Source organism: Brachybacterium avium, assembly GCF_002216795.1.
GTDB lineage: Bacteria > Actinomycetota > Actinomycetes > Actinomycetales > Dermabacteraceae > Brachybacterium > Brachybacterium avium.
In genome coordinates this window covers 3,065,711-3,083,381 of sequence record NZ_CP022316.1, presented here as the reverse complement: position 1 = coordinate 3,083,381, position 17,671 = coordinate 3,065,711, and the positions used below count along the sequence as shown (strand labels likewise).

The window sequence follows — 17,671 nt, the reverse complement described above, 5'->3', positions numbered from 1 at the left end:
GGCGACGTCGGGACGGCTCAGCGCCCAGACTGCCAGATCCGATGCTCCCGCAGTGCACCCGTGCCCTAGCATGACGGTCACCATGTCCGATGTGATCGCCGGCCGTATCGAGCTGCTCCACCCCCTCGCCCGGGGCGCCTCGGGCTCCCTGTGGCGCGCGATCGACCGCCGTTACGGAGCGGTCTGCGCGGCCAAGGTGATGCGCCAGCGCGACGGCGCCGACGTGCTGCGCTTCGTACGCGAGCAGACGGTCGGCTCCGCCCAGGGGCTGGGTCGGCACCCGCACCTGCTGCCTCCGTACACCTGGGTCGCGGAGGACGACACGATCGTGCTGGTGATGACCCTGGTCCATGGCGGGACGCTCGCCGGGGTCCTCGCCGAGCACGGTGCGCTGTCCCCGTCGCTGGTCGCCCAGCTGCTGCGCCAGCTGCTGGACGCGCTCGCGGCGATGCACGAGTCGCACTGGGTCCATCGCGACCTCAAACCCGCGAATCTGCTCCTGGAGGCCACCGGTGACGGCAGTCCGCACCTGCTGCTGGCTGATTTCGGCATCGCTCTGCACGAGACCGATGTGCGGCTGACGGAGACCGGCTTCGCCCACGGCACACCCGGTTTCATGGCTCCGGAGATCCTCGAGGGCATGGGCACGTCCTCCGCCCAGGACGTCTGGGCGGCGGCAGCCTGTGCGCTCGAGGCGCTGGCACCGCTGCCGCCACGGGAGCGGCTCGAGCCGGCCGAGCTCCCCGCCCGCCTGCGCGAGGTCCTCGCCCACAGCGCCGATCCGGCCGCTCGGCCGCTCGAGGAGCTGCTGCAGCGGATGCTCCTCGGCGATCCGGCGGCACGCCCCACCGCAGCACAGGCCCGGGACCGCATCCCGCTGCCCACGTCACCGCCGGCGGCCTGGATGCGCACCGCCGATGGCGGACCCGTCGAGATCCTCGACCAGATCGAGGCTTCCGATGCCTTGCCGGAGGTGCCTCTGGACGGCCCCGAGACCCTCGCAGGGCTGGCACCCGGCCTGCATGAGCGGCTGGTCGCCAGATCGAGGTCCGCGACCTCGCCCCCACCGGCCCCCTCCGCCAGCACGACCGAGCGCTTCGTCCATGACCCGACGCGGACGACTGCCGCAGCGCCCTCCGGCCCTGCGCCCCGCCGCGGCGGCGCGACCGCGACCGCGGTGGTGCTGCTGCTGATCGCGGTGCTGTGCTTCGCCGGCGCCACCGCGCTGGTGTGGTCGGCGCTCGGCTGAGCCCGCGATCGCGGGCTCACTCCCCGGGCCGCACCAGCCCGGACTCATACGCGGCGACCACCAGCTGGGTGCGGTCGCGCAGCATCAGCTTGCCGAGGATGCGCGAGACATGCGTCTTGACGGTCTGCTCCGCCATCACCAGCGACTCGGCGATCTCGCGATTGGCCAGTCCCCGGGCGACCAGCCGCAGCACGTCCAGCTCCCTCTCGGTGAGCACGGACAGGCTCGCCTCCGCGCCCTGGGAGCGTTCGGGACGGGCCACGAAGTCGGCGATCAGCGCACGCGTCACCCGCGGGGCGAGCAGCGACTCCCCCTCGGCCACCACCCGCACCGCCTGGACCAGCTCCTGGGGTGTGGAATCCTTGAGCAGGAACCCGCTGGCCCCGGCCCGCAGGGCTGCGAAGACGTACTCATCGGCATCGAAGGTGGTCAGCATGATGATCCTCGGTGGCGTCCCGGGCAGCTCGAGCAGCGTCCGAGTAGCCTCGAGCCCGCCGACCTGCGGCATCCGGATATCCATCAGCACCACGTCGGGCCGCAGCTCCTCGACCACCTCGGCGATGCCCGCCCCGTCGGATGCGGTGCCCACCACCTCGATCCCGTCCTGCGCGTTCAGCAGCGCCTCGAAGCCGCCGCGGATCATCGACTGGTCATCGACGATCAGCACCCGGATGTCGTCTCGCGCTGGCTGGCCCATGGCGACACCGTATCCTCGCCCACCTGGAGGGAGCGTGGATGTTCCTCATCCCTGATCGCCATGCGCTGCGTCGACTCCGGCATGACCTGGCCCTGGTCATCCCCGGACTGCCGCTGACCCTGTTCGCTGCCCTGACGCTGCTGCCGCTGATCGCGATCTCGGCAGCGCTCTCGATCGTCTGGGTGGGAGTGCTCCTGATCCCGGCGGTGCTGACGCTCGCCTCCGCCTGGGCCCGACTGGATCGGGCACGGCTGCGCCGCTGGGGCATCGAGGTCACCCCTGCGACGTACCGGCGCCGCGGTCCGGGCGCTATCGGCATGCTGCGCCTGATCACCGATTCCCGTCGCTGGCTCGACCTGGCCTTCGAGGCGGTGATCGCACTCCCGGTCCGGGCGCTCACCGCCGGGACCACGATCGCCTGGATCACCGGTGCCGTGGGCGGGCTGACCTGGTGGGCGTGGGGATCCCTGCTGCCGGAGCGGAACGACGTCCTGCCCGGCCAGTGGGCACTGGTCATGGTCGTCGGCCTGGTGCTCACGCTCTCCTTCCCGGCGATGGTGCATGCCTTGGCGCTGCTGGACCTCGTGGTCACGGCACCTCTGCTCGGCGGCGCGGTGCCCGGTTCGAGCCTGCGGGGGGCGATCCCGCCGCCGCGCTCGGCAGAGGCCGATGCCCGCCTGCGGGAGAGCGCCTGGACCCGGATGACGATCGCTTTCCTCGCGTTCGTGCTGGCGGTCGTGGCGTGGCCGGTCACCACCACCGTCTACGAGGTGCATCCGGCGCCGGCGATGCTGGTGACGGTCGCGGCTGCGGTCTCCGCCCTGCTCGCGGTGCGCTGGCCCTGGGCCGGGCTGTCACTGTCGGTGGTGGCGATCGCTGCCATGATGCTGGTGACCGCTCCGGCCCAGGCCGCTGCACCCTGGCCCTGGCCGGTGACCTCGCTGCTGACCCATTGCCTGACCCTGCTCGTGCTGGCGGTGCTGCATCGCTGGTACTGGTCCGTCTCCACCTGGTCCGCGGGGGCCGTCCTGACCCTGGTCACCCTGCTGCTGACCGACGCCTCGACCGCGCCGGGGGGCACCCTGCGAGAGGTGATGACCAACGGGGTGGTGCTGCTGGCGGTCAGCGGCGGGGTGGTGCTGCTGGGCATCACGGTTCGGCAGTGGGTGCTGGTCAGCGGGCAGATCGAACGGGCGCAGACCCTGAGCGCCGAGGAGGTGCGACGCCGCTACGAGCTCGAGGAGCGCAGCCGCATCGCCCGCGAGCTGCACGACGTCGTCGCCCACTCCATGTCCGTGATCACGGTGCAGGCCGGCACTGCGAAGTTCCGGCTGCCCGGCCTGGATCCGGACACCGAGCGGGAGTTCGAGGACATCGCCGCCTCCTCCCGACAGGCCCTCGGCGAGATGCGCTCGCTGCTGGCGATCCTGCGCACCGACGAGATCCTCGACGAGGTGCCGATGCCGGGGCTCGAGGACCTCACGGAGCTGCTCCGCTCCACCCGGGCCTCAGGCGCGACCATCACCGCCGAGATCTCGCCGCCGGAGGTGACGCCCACCGTGGGCCTGACCGCGTACCGGGTCGTCCAGGAGGGGCTGAGCAATGCACTGCGCCATGCCCGCGGTGCAGCGATCCGGGTGCGGGTGACACCCTCCGGCGGTGCCCTCCTGGTCGAGGTGGTCAACGAGCGCCCCGAGGATCCGCAGGAGACGATCCCGGGCTCGGGGCTGGGGCTGTCCGGGACCCGGGAGAGGGTCCGGGCGCTCGGCGGCACGGTGGAGGCGGCGGCGAGGACTGACGGCGGTTTCGCCGTCACCGCCCGGATCCCGCTCGCCGACCCCCTACCCCGGTAGGGGGTGCAGGTTCGCTCCCGCGGGGGACGCGCCGGCATCGCCCGGCGCTCTAGCGTCAACGGCATGACCACCACTGCCTCACCGCGTCCCGCGCCCGCCGCCCGAAGGCCCCGGGCCGACGCCCAGACCCGGGACTACTTCGAGCTCGCCGAACGGGTGAAGGAGGCCGGGCTGATGGGGCGCAATGTCCGCTCCTACATGGTGCGCACGGCACTGCTCACGCTCGCCCTCGTCGGCGCTTTCGTGCTGCTGCTGACCCTGGGCAGCACCTGGTGGCAGCTCGCCGTCGCGGCACTGTTCGGGATCCTGTTCACGCAGGCCGCGTTCCTCGGCCACGACGCCGCGCATCAGCAGATCTTCTCCTCCGGCCGGCACAACGCCTGGTTCTCCCGCATCATCGGCAACCTCGTGGTGGGACTGGCCATCGCCTGGTGGAACCGCAAGCACAACAAGCACCACGCGAACCCCAACACCATCGGCCGCGACGGCGACATCGCCGCCGGCACGCTGGTGTTCGATCCCGAGGACATGAGCGAGCGCACCGGCTTCATGGCCTGGTTCGCGAAGCGACAGGGCTGGGCGTTCTTCCCTATCCTCACCCTGTTCGGCTTCGTGCTGCACTACGAGGGGATCACGGCGCTGGTCAAGAACAAGAAGGCCAAGCACCGCCGGGTCGAGCTGGCGCTCGTGCTGGTGCGCGTGATCGGGTTCCCCGCGATCGTGCTGGCGACCCTGGGGCTGGGCATGGGCCTGGCGTTCCTCGGCGTGCAGATGGCCGTCTTCGGGGTCTACATGGGCTCGTCCTTCGCCCCGAACCACAAGGGCATGCCGCTGATCCCGAAGGGCCTCCAGGTCGACTTCCTGCGCCGGCAGGTCCTCACCAGCCGCAACATCAAGGGCGGTCTGCTGATGAACTGGGCGATGGGCGGGCTGGACCTGCAGATCGAGCACCATCTGTTCCCCCGCATGCCCTCGGCGAACCTGCGCAGGGCGAAGCCGATCGTCAAGCAGTTCTGCACCGAGCGCGGGATCATCTACACCGAGACGAACCTGCTGACCTCCTACGGGATCATCATCAAGTACCTCAACCGGGTGGGCCTGGGACATGCCGATCCCATGGACTGCCCGCTGGCGGCGCAGCTGCGCGGAGCCTCCATCTCCTGACCCGTCCCCGGCCTCGGCCGCGGCGGCCGCGCACCGGCGCGTCTCCTGCACGGCACGGGGGCGGGCGGTATGGTCGTCCCATACGCCTACCCCCTCACGGGCAGAGCAGCCCCGGCCCGGTGGCCGGACGGTACGGGGCGTCCGTGGAGGCCGACCCGGCCGGGACCACCACCATGTCTTCCACCCCACGCTGGTCGCCCGGCGACCAGGTGACCTGGACCTACTACACCCCTCAGCACCCCACCCGCACCGTCCGCCCCGGCACCGTCGTGCTGGACGACGACCGCGGAGTGGCGGTCTGGATCGCGCCCGGCACCGAAGTGCTGCTGCCCGTCCTGGAGACCGGGGCAGCCCTGCGCCGTGCCGGTGACGAGGGCATGTTCACCGCACCGCGGGTGCAGTCCAAACAGCTCTGGACCGGCAACGGCATCCTGATGATCGGCCTGCCGGACACCCCCTACTCGATCTGGCTGTTCTTCAAGGACGACGGCTCGCTGGGCTGCTACTACGTGAACCTCGAAACTCCCTACGAGCGCACTGAGGAGGGCGTGGCCACCCGCGACCTCGTCCTGGACCTGGTGGTGCTGCCGCGCCGCGACTGGCACTACAAGGACGAGGACGAGCTCGAGGGCGCCGAGCGCACCGGCTACTTCTCCGCCGAGGAGATCGACGGTATCCGGGCCGCAGGCCGACAGGCAGAGCAGCACATCGCCGACTGGCGATACCCCTTCTCCGCCGGATACGAGTACTTCTTCCCGGACCCCTCCTGGCCGCTGCCCCGCTCCCCTCGCACTACACCTGGGACCTCGACCTCACCAGGCGCTGAGCCGATACCGCAGGGCCCGCCGGGCGCGCAGGGACTTCCGGACCACCATCGGGTGGCAGGATGGAGCCCATGTCATCCGAGAACCTCACTCGCGACGAGGCCCGCAGCCGCGCCTCGTTCCTCAGCACCGACTCCTACGACATCCGCCTGGACCTCACCACCGATGAGCGGACGTTCCTCACCGAGACCACCCTCCGCTTCACCTCCACCGCCGCCCGACCCACTTTTGTCGACCTCATCGCGCAGTCCGTCCAGGAGATCGAGCTCAACGGAGAGCTGCTGTCCGAACCCGCTTCCCGCTTCGACGGCGCCCGGGTGCAGCTGCCCGCCCTCGCCGAGGGCGAGAATACCGTGCGGATCCTGGCCACGGGCCGGTACATGAACACCGGCGAGGGCCTGCACCGCTTCGTAGATCCGGTCGACGACGAGGTCTACCTGTACTCCCAGTTCGAGGTCTCCGACGCCCGGCGCATGTTCGCCTGCTTCGAGCAGCCCGATCTGAAGGCCACCTTCGCCCTGACCGTCACGGCCCCGGCGCACTGGCGCGTCATCTCCAACGCTCCCACCCCGGAACCCAGCCCTGCCGGGGAGGGGGTCGCCACCTGGGCTTTCGTCCCCACCGAGCGGATCTCCACCTACCTGGTCGCACTGATCGCCGGGAACTATCAGGGCGGCACCGGAGAGATCGTCACCCGTGACGGGCGCACGATCCCGATGGGGGTCTTCGCCCGCGCCTCGCTCGCTGAGCACGTGGATGCGCAGGACGTCATCGACGTGACCCGGGCCGGCATCGACTTCTACGAGGAGGCCTTCGACCGGGACTTCCCGTTCCGCAAGTACGACCAGGTGTTCGTGCCGGAGTACAACATGGGCGCGATGGAGAACCCCGGTGCGATCACCTATGTCGAGGCCTATGTGTTCCGCTCCGAGGTCTCCGATGCGGTGCGCGAGCGCCGCGACCTCACGATCCTCCACGAGCTGGCTCACATGTGGTTCGGCGATCTGGTGACCATGCGCTGGTGGGACGATCTGTGGCTGAACGAGTCCTTCGCCGAGTACGCCTCGACGCTGGCCAGCGCCGAGGTCACCCGCTGGAGCGATTCCTGGACCACCTTCGCGCTCTCGGAGAAGGGTTGGGCCTACCAGCAGGACCAGCTGCCCTCGACCCACCCGATCGTCGCCGACATGGTCGACTTCGAGGCGGTGGAGACCAACTTCGACGGGATCACCTATGCCAAGGGCGCCTCGGTGCTGCGTCAGCTGGTCGCCTACGTGGGGCGGGAGGAGTTCTTCGCCGGGGTCCGGGCCTATTTCGCGAAGCATGCCTGGGGCAACACCGAGCTCTCCGATCTGCTGGTCGAGCTCGAGGCCACCAGCGGCCGCGACCTCTCCAGCTGGGCCGGGCTCTGGCTGCAGCGGGCCGGGGTGAACACTCTGCGCCCGGTGATCGAGCGCGACGACGAGGGGGCCGTGACCCGGTTCGCGATCGCCCAGCACGCTCCCGAGGAGCACCAGACCCTGCGCCCGCACCGCCTGCAGGTGGGTGGCTTCTCGCTGCACGACGGCGCCCTGGTCCGCACCGAGAGCGTCGAGCTGGACGTCGACGGGGAGCTCACTGAGGTCCCGGAGCTGACCGGGAAGCACGCGGATCTGTGGCTGGTCAACGATGGCGACCTCACCTACGCGAAGGTCCGCCTGGATGAGGGGTCTCTGGCGGTCGCGATGGAGCACCTGCGCGACCTCGACGACTCCCTGGCCCGCACCCTGCTGTGGTCCGCCGCCTGGGACATGGTCCGCGACGGCGAGCTGCCCAGCCGCCGCTACCAGCAGCTGGTGCTGGCCCACCTCACCGGGGAGGACTCCTCCTCTGTGGTGCGCACCCTGCTGCAGCAGCTGGAGACGGTCGCCGGCCCCTATGCCGCGGTCGACCAGCGGGAGCGGCGCACCGAGTCCGCGGCCACCGCGGTCTGGGAGCTCGCCGAGGCGGCTGCGGCCGGCTCCGACGCGCAGCTGCAGTTCATGGAGTCCTTCGCGCGACTCGCCCGCTCCGAGGGGCACCGTCACACCCTCGAGGGCCTGCTGGGCGGCACGGTCACCCTGCCGGGCCGCGAGATCGACACCGACCTGCGCTGGAAGCTGGTGATCTCGCTCGCGGTGCTGGGCGGGATCGACGCCGCCGGGATCGACGAGCAGCTCGCCTCGGACGACACCCAGTCGGGCCGGAAGCACGCCCTGACCGCCCGGGCCGCACTGCCGACCGAGGCCGCCAAGGCCAAGGCCTGGCGCCGCACGGTCGAGAAGGACACCCTGGCCAACGAATCGATCACCGCCGTGATCCAGGGCTTCCGCCGGGTCACCGATGAATCGCTGCTGGTCCCCTACCGTCAGCGCTACTTCGACATGGTCCGGGCGGTGTGGGCGGAGCGCTCGAACGAGATCGCGACCCGTCTCGTCGGCGGATACTTCCCGCACTCCTACGGCGAGCAGGGCGTGCTCGACGCCGCCGATGCCTGGCTGGCGGAGGCCGAGGAGGCCCCCTTCGGTCTGCGCCGGATCATCATCGAGGGCCGCGACACCGTGGCCCGGCAGGAGAAGGTCCGCGCCGCGGACGTCCGCTGACGGGAACGCCATGAGGGGCGAGGTCGGACGGTGACCGACCTCGCCCTTCGCGGGCTCGGACATCAGCGCCGCCGGGCACTATCGTCGAAGGCATGTTGGACGCTCCTCTCGACCTCGGCCCGCTCCTGGCCGCCCCCACCACCGACGATGCGCTGACGCTGATGGACCAGCTGGTGCGATGGCTGCTCAGCAGCGGGATCAAGATCGTGGTCATCCTGGTGGCCGCGACGCTGCTGAGCCTGGCCGTCGGCTGGTTCCTGCGCCGCTTCTTCCGCACCATGGTGCAGTCCGGGGCGAAGATCTCGACCGTGACCGGCACCGTCATCCGTCGGGATCCGAAGTCGCAGCGGGCCGCCCAGGCCCGTCGCGAACAGCGTGCGAGCACGCTCTCGAACGTGGCACGGAACATCGCCCACGTGATGATCTGGGCGATCGCCACGATGATGATCCTCTCCGAGATCGGGGTGAACATCGCCCCGGTCATCGCGAGCCTCGGCGTCGTCGGCCTGGCGGCCGGCATCGGCGCGCAGACCATCATCAAGGATGTGGTCGCCGGCGTCGTGATGCTCTTCGAGGACATCGTCGCCGTGGGCGACTGGGTGGATCTCGAGTACGCCGAGGGCACCGTCGAGTCGATCAATCTGCGTGCCACCCAGGTGCGCGGCATCGATGGGGTGCTGTGGACGGTGCGCAACGGCGAGATCATCCGGGTGGGCAACTACGCCCGCGGCTTCTCCACCGCGGTGGTGATCCTCGACATCGCCGCAGAGGCCGACGACGAGCTGGTCACCGAGGTGGTCGAGAAGGTCTCCGCCGAGATCTCCGAGGACCCCGCATGGAACGACACCGTGCTCGCCCCCGCCGCGATCACCGGCATCCTGGACGTGGACGGGAACCGCTATCAGCGGCGGGTCACGATCCAGACCGCACCCGGGCAGCAGTGGGGCGTGGAGCGGGAGCTGCGTGCCCGCATCCGGGCCGGCTTCGCCGCGGCCGACATCGCCTTCGCCATGCCCCGCTTCGTCGAGACCGTGCAGAGCTGATCTGCCCATCCCCGTTCCCCGTCCGCTCCATGGGAGGATCCCAGACATGACCAGTCCTGCCTCGCAGCCCGCACAGATCAGCTTCTACGAGGCCGTCGGCGGCCACGAGACCTTCAAGCTCCTGGTGGATCGCTTCTACGAGGGTGTCGCCGAGGATCCCGAACTGCGCCCGATGTACCCCGAGGAGGATCTCACCGGGGCGAGGCATCGCCTGTGCACCTTCCTGGAGCAGTACTGGGGAGGTCCGAAGACCTACGGCCAGGAGCGCGGCCATCCTCGGCTGCGGATGCGGCATGCCGTCTTCCCGGTCTCGCCCTCGGCCCGCGACGCGTGGCTGCGCCATATGCGCAACGCCCTGGACACCCTGGATCTGGCGCCGCTGCATGAGCAGACGCTGTGGGACTACCTCGACCGGGCGGCCCACTCGCTGATCAACACGGTCGATGGCGGCGAGGCACCGGCGGCCGGCCAGGACGTGCCGGGCCGGCTGAGCTGAGAAGCTCTCCGCGTCAGTCGCGGAAGCGCAGCGGCTCCGCCGTGAACGCCTCGAGCGTGGCCCGGGTCTCCGGCTCCAGACGCACCGGGGCCCCGGTCTCCGCATCGACCAGCACCACCACGGTGCGGGCCCGGGCGTAGGGCGCGGCGCCCTCGGGGTCATCGCGGGTGAGCACCAGGTAGTCCACGCTCAGGCTCGCCCCGCCGATCCGCGAGAGCCACAGCCTCACCACCACACCGTCACGGCGATGGCCGAGCGATCGGGCATATTCGATCCGCTGCGAGGCGATGACGGTGCTGAGCGCAGCTCCCGCACCGCTGACCGGGAGCGCCGCCGGAGGCTGCGGGGCGCCGAGGGCGAGCTGCTCTGCGGGCGGCTGCCAGAACGCGGCGATGCGCGCCTCCTCGAGCAGACGCACCACCGCGGCGTTGTTCACGTGCCCGTAGGCGTCCAGGTCCGTCCAGCGGACCGGGATCGGCACGTCCAGCGGCCCGGGCGTGAGATCAGGTGCATCGGCAGCGATATGAGAAGGCATGGTGCTCATGGTAGGCCGCTCGCCCAGTACGATCGGAGCCATGACGTTTCCGCACACCGACCCCTCGGAGATCGCTGCCGGTCTGGTGGGCCTGCTGGACCTGCGCGAGATCGCGCCGTTCGGTGAGTTCTCCACCCCTGCCACCGTCGCCGCGTACCAGGGCGACTCCTCACCACAGCCCGGCGGGCACGTCTTCGGCGGCCAGGTGATGGGCCAGGCGGTGACCGCAGTGGGCCGCACGGTGTCGGCCGACCGTCGGATCCACTCGATGTACTCCTATTTCCTGGCCCCCGGCGATCCTGCGCACCCGATTCGTTTCCAGGTCGATGCGCTGCGGGACGGCGGTTCCTTCTCGGTGCGCCGCGTGCTGGCCACCCAGCCGGGAACAGAGGCCGACGAGGAGGAGCGCACGATCCTCGCGATGACCGCCTCCTTCCAGGAGTCCCAGGACGGTCTCGAGCATCAGGAGCGGGCGCCCCAGGCGCCGGATCCCGAGGGGCTGCCCACCACAGCGGAGGTGCTCGCCGGGATCGATCATCCGGTGGCGCGGTACTGGGCCACCCAGCGCCCGATCGACATCCGGCACGTCACCGATCCGATCTACCTGCAGCCCGATCCGGCCTCCGACACCGCGGATGCGCAGATGGTCTGGATGCGCACCCTCGCCCCCGTCGAGGCGGAGCCGCTGCTGCACGACGCGATCCTCGCCTTCGCGAGCGATTACACCCCCTTCGAGCCGATCCTGCGCCGGCAGGGGCTGAGCTGGATGACGCCGGGGCTGAAGATGGCCACCATCAACCACGCGATCTGGTGGCACAAGCACGTGGATGCCAACGACTGGCTGCTGTACGTGCAGCGCTCCCCCTCCGCCGCCGGTGGGCGCGGCCTCACCCACGGGCAGGTCTTCGACCGAGCCGGCGACCTGGTCGCGACCGTCACCCAGGAGGGCATGATCCGGACGGCCGGCCAGCGCTGAGGTCAGCGGTCGTGGAACTCCAGGGCGTCCTGGAGCCAGCGACCCAGGTCGATGTCCTCGACCAGCACGCGTGGCTCGACCTCGATCCAGCCCTCCCCCATCGTCCGCTCCGTGCCCATCTCCGCCTGCCCGGCACCGTCCCGCGTCAGCAGCTCGGCGTGCCGTTCGGGAGCGACCCGCACCAGCAGCGAACCGTCGCGCCCGGCGGAGACCAGCATCGCGTCCTCGAGCATCACCGCCCGTCCGCCGAACATCGCCACCTCCCGGACAGCTCTGCCGGGTGGGAGCAGGCTATGGATCCGGGCCAACAGGGCCTCCTGGGCGGGATGAGATGCGGCAGCCATGGCGGGTCCTCCCTCGGTGCAACGATGCGCGTGCGCCCGAGTCTCCCCGACCGGGGGCGACCTGTCACGCCCCGCGCTGCTCCGCCCTGGCGCTCAGCCCATGGCCTCCCGCGCGGCCTGCTGCGCGCGGGGCAGGGCCTCGGCGGCGTCGGTCTCGCCGAGGAACACCTCGGCGATGATGGGCATCGCCGTACCGGTCGCGATCCCCGAGCGGTCCCCGATCTCGGGTCGGGCGGCCTCCTCGGGGACCTCGATCACCGAGACGTCCACGCCGGCGGCGTCCCAGCTCTTCTCCCATGCACCGCGCAGGTCACGGTGGGCGGGGATGCCCAGCCGGTTCTCGGCCAGCGGGCGCTGGCCCTCGACGCCGCCGAGCCAGCGCAGCAGCTCACCGATCGCCTTCTCACGGTCATCATCACCAGGATCGATCCCGAGAGCGGCGATCGAGTGCACCAGGGGCCGCGTGCCTTCGGGGCCTGCGACGACCGGATGGATCCCCCAGGTGAACGTGCCGTCGATCTCTTCGGAAAGGGTGTGCAGGTCGTAGGTCCCGGTCTGGAGCAGGCCGAGCTTTCCCTCCAGGAACAGCGTCCTGCATAGCGACGGGTCGGCGACGGTGTCCTGCCCGGCCGGGCCCAGGTGCGCGGAGGCGAGGTCCGCCAGGTACTGCACGGCCGCGATGCCCTCGGCGGAGGCGAAGCTCATCGCCCCCTTCTCGTCCTGCCAGCTGCCGCCCTGGGCGGCGATGAACGGTCCCAGCACCGCGGTGCGATCGGGATGGGCGCTGAACCCGAAGGTCTTGCGGGTGGCGGGGTCGAAGTCCGGCTCCCCGGGCCGGCGCCCCTCCCCGTCCACGGTGAGGGCGCGGGAGAGCTCCCGCAGCGGATCCGACGGGGCTGCGGAATCGAAGACCAGCGCTGCGGCATCCCCCTCGGCCGCAGCGACCAGGCCCTCATGGGCCACCAGGATGCTCTGCTCCCACACCTGCGGCACCCCCCACAGGCCCTCATCGATGCGATAGAGGTCGGTGGCCGCGCTCTCCCAGCCCGCGGCGTCCTCCCCCACGATCTCTCCGACCTCCAACAGCGTCCCGCTGGCGTGGGCCTGGGCCAGGTTGGCGGTGTTCATCCAGAGCACATCGGGCAGATCCCCGGAGGCCACGTCCATCGGCAGCTGCTCCCAGTAGTCGTCCCAGCCGAGCACCTCGAGCTCGACGTCGATGCCGGTCGCGGAGGTGAAATCCTCCAGGGAGGCCTCGTAGGCCGTCGCCGCGGACTCGCTCCATACCCGCATCCGCAGCCTGTCCCCGTCCTCGAGCTCGACCGGACGGTCGCGGGAGCACCCCGAGAGGGTCCCGATTCCCGCCGCTCCCAGCGCAGCGGTGGTGAACAGGAGCTGGCGGCGGGTCGGCACGGATCGGAACCTTTCGAGCAGGATGCGGCAGGGCCGCTCAGGCGGTGGTCACCAGCCCGAGCTCGGCGCGGGAGGCCAGCACCGGGTGCTGCGGAGTGACCCGCACGGTGAAGCCCACCTCACCGGGGACGGTGAGGGCGAAGCGGGCGGCCCAGCGGCCGTCCTCCCCGCGCTGCAGCGGGATCAGCTGGGGCTCGATGATCTCATCCCCGGCGCCGATCTCGCCGAGGACCGCTTCGATCAGCACATCCGTGTCGCGCAGACCGCCCAGCTCGACATCGGCGATGAGGGTGAGCTCGGCGCCGGTGGACACCGCGGCCCCGTCCGCGCCCTCCAGGCTCACATTCCTCACCGACACCCGGGACCAGGCGTCCTGGATCTCTTCCTTCCAGGCGATGAACTCACCGGCCAGCGAGGGATCCGAGGCGAAGGCGGACGCCGCCCTGGCGGCGGGCAGGTACAGGTCCGTGACGTAGTCGCGGACCATGCGACCCGCGGTGATCCGGGGAGCCACCTTCACCAGCGAGGAACGGACCTTCGTCATCCAGCCTCGCTGCATGCCACGGGCGTCACGCTCGTAGAACAGGGGCACGATCGACTGCTCGAGGATCTCGTAGAGGGCGTCGGCCTCGATCTCATCACGGCGGGCCTGGTCCTGGACGTCCGCGGTGGGGATGGTCCATCCCGCCTCGTCATCCTTCATCTCGTCCCACCAGCCGTCGGAGACCGAGAAGGTGAGGCCGCCGTTGAGCACCGCCTTCATGCCGGAGGTGCCGGAGGCCTCCTCTGGCCGGACCGGATTGTTCAGCCACACGTCCGAGCCGGCGATCAGCACGGAGGCCATCCGGATGTCGTAGTCGGGCAGGAAGGCGATGCGATGGCGCACGCCGTGGTCGTCGGCGAACTGCACCAGCTGCTGGAGGAACTCCTTGCCGGGACGATCCGCCGGATGCGACTTGCCCGCCACCACGATCTGCACGGGACGCTCCTGATCCAGCAGGATCCGCTTCAGACGCTCGGGATCCGAGAGCATCAGGGTGAGGCGCTTGTAGGTCGACACCCGGCGGGCGAAGCCGATGGTCAGCGCGTTCGGGTCCAGGATGTGATCGGTCCAGGCGAGTTCGGCCTCGTCGGCGCCGCGGCGCAGCCACGAGTCCCTGACATGGCGGCGCGCCATCGTCACCAGATCCCCGCGCAGCGTGTCGCGGGCCTCGGTGAGCTCGTGGTCGGTGAGGGTGGACAGTGCGCTCCAGTCGCTGAGCGAGGAGATGTCCACATCGCCCAGAGCCTTCTTGAAGAGGTCATCCAGGTGGGTGGAGGTCCAGGTGCGACGGTGGACACCGTTGGTGACCGAGCCGATCGGCACCTCGGGGACGTCGAAGCCCGGGTAGAGGTCCTGGAACATCGCCCGCGAGACGGCACCATGGAGCTTGGCCACCCCGTTGGACCGCTGGGCGATGCGGAAGCCGAGCTGCGCCATGTTGAAGACGTCACCGCCGTCCTCGATGCCCAGGGCGAGCGCCGCCTCCACGGGCAGCGACGGGATCAGCCGTGACAGTCCGGACCCGTCGGCGTCGAGGTAGCCGCGCAGCTGGGAGGCTTCGAAGCGGTCGATGCCCGCGGGCACCGGGGTGTGGGTGGTGAACACGGTGCCCGAGCGGACCTCCGCGACGGCCTCGGCGAACCCGGAGCCGGCCTGCATCTTGCGGCCCACGCGCTCCAGCCCCGAGAAGCCCGCGTGGCCCTCGTTGAGGTGGAACACCGACGGGACCGGGGCGCCCTCCAGCGCGCTGTAGGCTTCCACCGCGCGGACGCCGCCGATGCCCAGCACGATCTCCTGCAGGATGCGGTGCTCGTGATCGCCGCCGTAGAGCCGGTCGGTGATCTGGCGGGCCTGCTCGTCGTTGGACTCGAGGCTGGTGTCCAGCAGCAGCAGCGGGACCCGGCCCACCTGTGCCTTCCAGACGGTGATCGCGACCTCGCGGGCTCCGGGCAGGGTGACCTCCACCGCCAGCTGCTCGCCGGTGGCATCGATGACCGGCTCGACAGGGAGCTCGGTGGGATCGTTCAGCCGGTAGTCCTCCTGCTGCCAGCCGCTGCGGTCCAGTGACTGGGAGAAGTAGCCCCACTGGTAGAGCAGCCCGACGGCGACCAGCGGTACCCCGAGATCCGAGGCGGACTTCAGATGATCACCGGCGAGGATGCCGAGGCCGCCGGAGTAGATCGGCAGGGTCGGGGTGATCCCGAACTCCATGGAGAAGTAGGCGATCGAGGTGTTCTCGCTGCCGTCCTGCGCGCCCGGGACGGTCCGCTGGAACCAGCGGCCGGAGTCGAGGTAGGTGCGCAGGTCGCCGACCTCGGCGCGCATCCGCGCGAGGAAGGCCTCGTCGCGGGAGACCTCGGCGAGGCGGCCGGCGGGCACCTGCGGGAGCATCGCGATGGGGTTCTCCCCGCTGGCGATGAAGGCTCGCGGGTCCAGGGAGCGGAACAGATCCGCGGTCTGTCGGCGCCAGGTCCAACGCAGGTTCAACGCCAGCTCGCGCAGCGGCGCGAGGACATCCGGGAGGTCGGAGGAGACCGTGATCGTGGAGAGCGGCTGCATGCTCTCAAGATACCCGAGAGGCGAGTGATCTTTCGTTGATCTTGCGCGCCGCGGACCTTAGCTCACATTCCCTGCGACCCTCAGTCACCAGCACAGATGGCGGTCGGAAACAACGCGGTCAGATCTCAGATAGCCGACCCCTGGCGCATCGTGCAAGATCTTTCGGCGAAGTTCGCGGCGGTGGCCGCGGCGATTCGCCCTCCCGGCGCCACGCCCGACACGACTGCCTGCAACAATGGTCCGGCACCGCGGGGGCGGTGCCCAGCACTGAGCTCAGAACGCACGGAGGCGCCCGATGGGGAGCGACGCACGCACCGGCGAGATGCCGGCCATCCCGGAGGACACGGTCGATCTCGGGGAACGGCTCGATCCGGTCCGGACCCTGCTGCGGCGCACCGCCGCCGGAGACCAGCGCGCCGCCAGCGCACTGGTCGATGTGCTCGGCCCTCGCATCCATGGGCTGGCCGTCCATGTCACCGGATCCGCCGCCCGGGCGGAGAAGCTCGCCGTGACCGTGCTGCGCTCCTGCCTGCGAGATGCCGGGGACCTCGCCACCAGCGGGCTGCCGGGGGAGGCCGCGGTGCTGGATCGCGCCCGACGCGCTGCCGTGGCCACCGATCCCACCGGTGACGTGCGCTCGCTGGCCGGTCCGGGCCCCGCCGCGGACCGCACCAGCGACCGGCGGGAGATCGATGTGCTGCGGGTGCTGCTGGAGCTCCCCCCGGTGCAGCGGGCCCTGGTCGAATCCGCGGCCCAGGGACGCTTCCCCTTCACCGGCGCCGCCCGGCAGCAGCCCGCGCTGACCATCTCCGAGGTGCTCGATGCGCTGGTGCCCTTCGGCGGTCCCCCCGATGCCGAGACCCGGGGGCTGAGCTCTCTGGATGCCCTGGCCCTGGCCGACGAGGGCGAGCGCCAGCGCCTGCGCGAGCTGACCCGCTCCCCCGAGGCGGCCGGCATCCACCTCCGTGCGATCGAGGCCGCGGCCCGCCTCGCCCTGCTCACCGCGGTCCCTCCCTCACGGGACCTGCGCATCGCGGTGCTCGAGGGATTCAGCGCCCGCGCCCCGGACCCCGTCGCCACCGGGAGCGACGCCCTGGGTGAGGGGGAAGCGGCCTACAGCGGCACCTATTCCACCCCGGTGCTCGGCACCGATACCCAGCGCCGTGTCGTCGGCCCGCCGCCGGTGGCAGGCGGTGTGCACGTCGGCGCCGGGGAGCCGCCGGCCGGATCACCGGCCTCGCCCGATGCCGCACCGCCGCTGGCGGCGCAGGGCACCGACGCGGCCCCGGCCTTCGCGTTCCGTCCCACGGACGAGAAGGAGCGCTCGCGGCGCGGTCGGCGCCGGGAGAAGCAAGGGGCCCGGGCAGGGACCCGGCGGGTCCCGTGGGTCTCCCGGTCCGTGGCCGCCCTGGCCCTGATCGCCTCGCTGGTGCTGGGGGCGCTGCTGCTGGACAGCCACCGGCGGCTCGAGGACTCCGAGGCCTTCGCCGCGACCTGGGTCGATCGCTCCGTGGCCCCCGGGGCCCTGCTCATCGCGGGCAGCAGCGACAACGGTACCTGGCAGGCGGTCCTGGCCGAGGACGGTCTCGCGCTGCGCGCAGAGGGGGTCGCCGGCTGGCAGGGCGAGGTCCTGGAGCTGTGGGGGGAGAGCGACGGGGTCCAGCGCAGCCTCGGTGTGCTCGATCTCGACCCGGACGGGACCATCGAGTTCACCTCCGAGTTCACCTCGCCGCAGAACGCTCAGCGGCTCTTCGTGACCCGGGAGATGTCGCCGGGCAACGAATCCGGCTCCCCCTCCTCCAAGGTGGTCGCCAGCCTCGACCCGCCGGCGGGTGAGCTCGCGCAGGCCTGAGC

13 protein-coding genes and 1 pseudogene are annotated in these 17,671 nt (G+C 70.9%); 9 read left to right on the top strand and 5 right to left on the bottom strand.

What is annotated here, in order from left to right; translation table 11 throughout:
* The first annotated feature begins 82 nt into the window (after positions 1-82).
* Positions 83-1,249, top strand: a complete 1,167-nt coding sequence (locus CFK39_RS13785; RefSeq protein WP_157697175.1) for a serine/threonine-protein kinase — start codon at positions 83-85, stop codon at positions 1,247-1,249.
* Between the two features lie 16 nt (positions 1,250-1,265).
* Here CFK39_RS13785 and CFK39_RS13780 read toward each other — a convergent pair whose 3' ends face one another.
* Positions 1,266-1,946, bottom strand: coding sequence for a response regulator (locus CFK39_RS13780; RefSeq protein WP_089065937.1), 681 nt, complete (start codon positions 1,944-1,946; stop codon positions 1,266-1,268).
* A gap of 38 nt (positions 1,947-1,984) precedes the next feature.
* On the opposite strand from CFK39_RS13780, the gene CFK39_RS13775 reads away from it, so the two are divergent.
* From CFK39_RS13775 to CFK39_RS13750, 6 genes and pseudogenes are all read left to right on the top strand, one after another.
* A complete protein-coding gene (locus CFK39_RS13775; protein WP_089065936.1) occupies positions 1,985-3,799 on the top strand; it encodes a sensor histidine kinase in 1,815 nt (604 codons plus the stop codon).
* Positions 3,800-3,862: 63 nt separating this feature from the next.
* On the top strand, positions 3,863-4,963 hold the full coding sequence (locus CFK39_RS13770) for a fatty acid desaturase family protein (RefSeq protein ID WP_089065935.1): 1,101 nt from the start codon (positions 3,863-3,865) through the stop codon (positions 4,961-4,963).
* Positions 4,964-5,136: 173 nt separating this feature from the next.
* A pseudogene (locus tag CFK39_RS17395) lies at positions 5,137-5,625 on the top strand (ribonuclease FAU-1 family protein); the annotation flags it as partial.
* Positions 5,626-5,858: 233 nt separating this feature from the next.
* The gene (gene pepN / locus CFK39_RS13760; protein ID WP_089065934.1) at positions 5,859-8,408 is read left to right on the top strand and encodes an aminopeptidase N; all 2,550 of its coding nucleotides are present in this window, start codon (positions 5,859-5,861) and stop codon (positions 8,406-8,408) included.
* Between the two features lie 92 nt (positions 8,409-8,500).
* The gene (locus CFK39_RS13755) at positions 8,501-9,451 is read left to right on the top strand and encodes a mechanosensitive ion channel family protein (protein ID WP_089065933.1); all 951 of its coding nucleotides are present in this window, start codon (positions 8,501-8,503) and stop codon (positions 9,449-9,451) included.
* Positions 9,452-9,497: 46 nt separating this feature from the next.
* Positions 9,498-9,947: a globin gene (locus CFK39_RS13750; RefSeq protein WP_089065932.1), complete on the top strand. Its 450-nt coding sequence runs from the start codon at positions 9,498-9,500 to the stop codon at positions 9,945-9,947.
* A 13-nt stretch (positions 9,948-9,960) separates the two neighbouring features.
* Here the strand turns inward: CFK39_RS13750 and CFK39_RS13745 are convergent, their stop codons facing one another.
* On the bottom strand, positions 9,961-10,482 hold the full coding sequence (locus CFK39_RS13745) for an acyl-CoA thioesterase (protein WP_089065931.1): 522 nt from the start codon (positions 10,480-10,482) through the stop codon (positions 9,961-9,963).
* Between the two features lie 40 nt (positions 10,483-10,522).
* On the opposite strand from CFK39_RS13745, the gene CFK39_RS13740 reads away from it, so the two are divergent.
* Positions 10,523-11,458 carry an acyl-CoA thioesterase gene (locus tag CFK39_RS13740; protein WP_089065930.1) on the top strand — a complete coding sequence of 312 codons (936 nt, stop codon included), beginning with the start codon at positions 10,523-10,525 and terminating at the stop codon, positions 11,456-11,458.
* Positions 11,459-11,460: 2 nt separating this feature from the next.
* Here the strand turns inward: CFK39_RS13740 and CFK39_RS13735 are convergent, their stop codons facing one another.
* From CFK39_RS13735 to glgP, 3 genes are all read right to left on the bottom strand, one after another.
* The gene (locus tag CFK39_RS13735; RefSeq protein WP_089065929.1) at positions 11,461-11,802 is read right to left on the bottom strand and encodes a TfoX/Sxy family protein; all 342 of its coding nucleotides are present in this window, start codon (positions 11,800-11,802) and stop codon (positions 11,461-11,463) included.
* A gap of 93 nt (positions 11,803-11,895) precedes the next feature.
* A complete protein-coding gene (locus CFK39_RS13730; protein WP_245822664.1) occupies positions 11,896-13,215 on the bottom strand; it encodes an extracellular solute-binding protein in 1,320 nt (439 codons plus the stop codon).
* Positions 13,216-13,252: 37 nt separating this feature from the next.
* Complete coding sequence (gene glgP, locus CFK39_RS13725) at positions 13,253-15,817, bottom strand: alpha-glucan family phosphorylase (RefSeq protein ID WP_089065928.1); 2,565 nt, start codon at positions 15,815-15,817, stop codon at positions 13,253-13,255.
* Between the two features lie 295 nt (positions 15,818-16,112).
* Between glgP and CFK39_RS13720 the strand changes: the two genes are divergently transcribed.
* A complete protein-coding gene (locus tag CFK39_RS13720) occupies positions 16,113-17,669 on the top strand; it encodes a hypothetical protein (protein ID WP_089065927.1) in 1,557 nt (518 codons plus the stop codon).
* Positions 17,670-17,671: the final 2 nt, after the last annotated feature.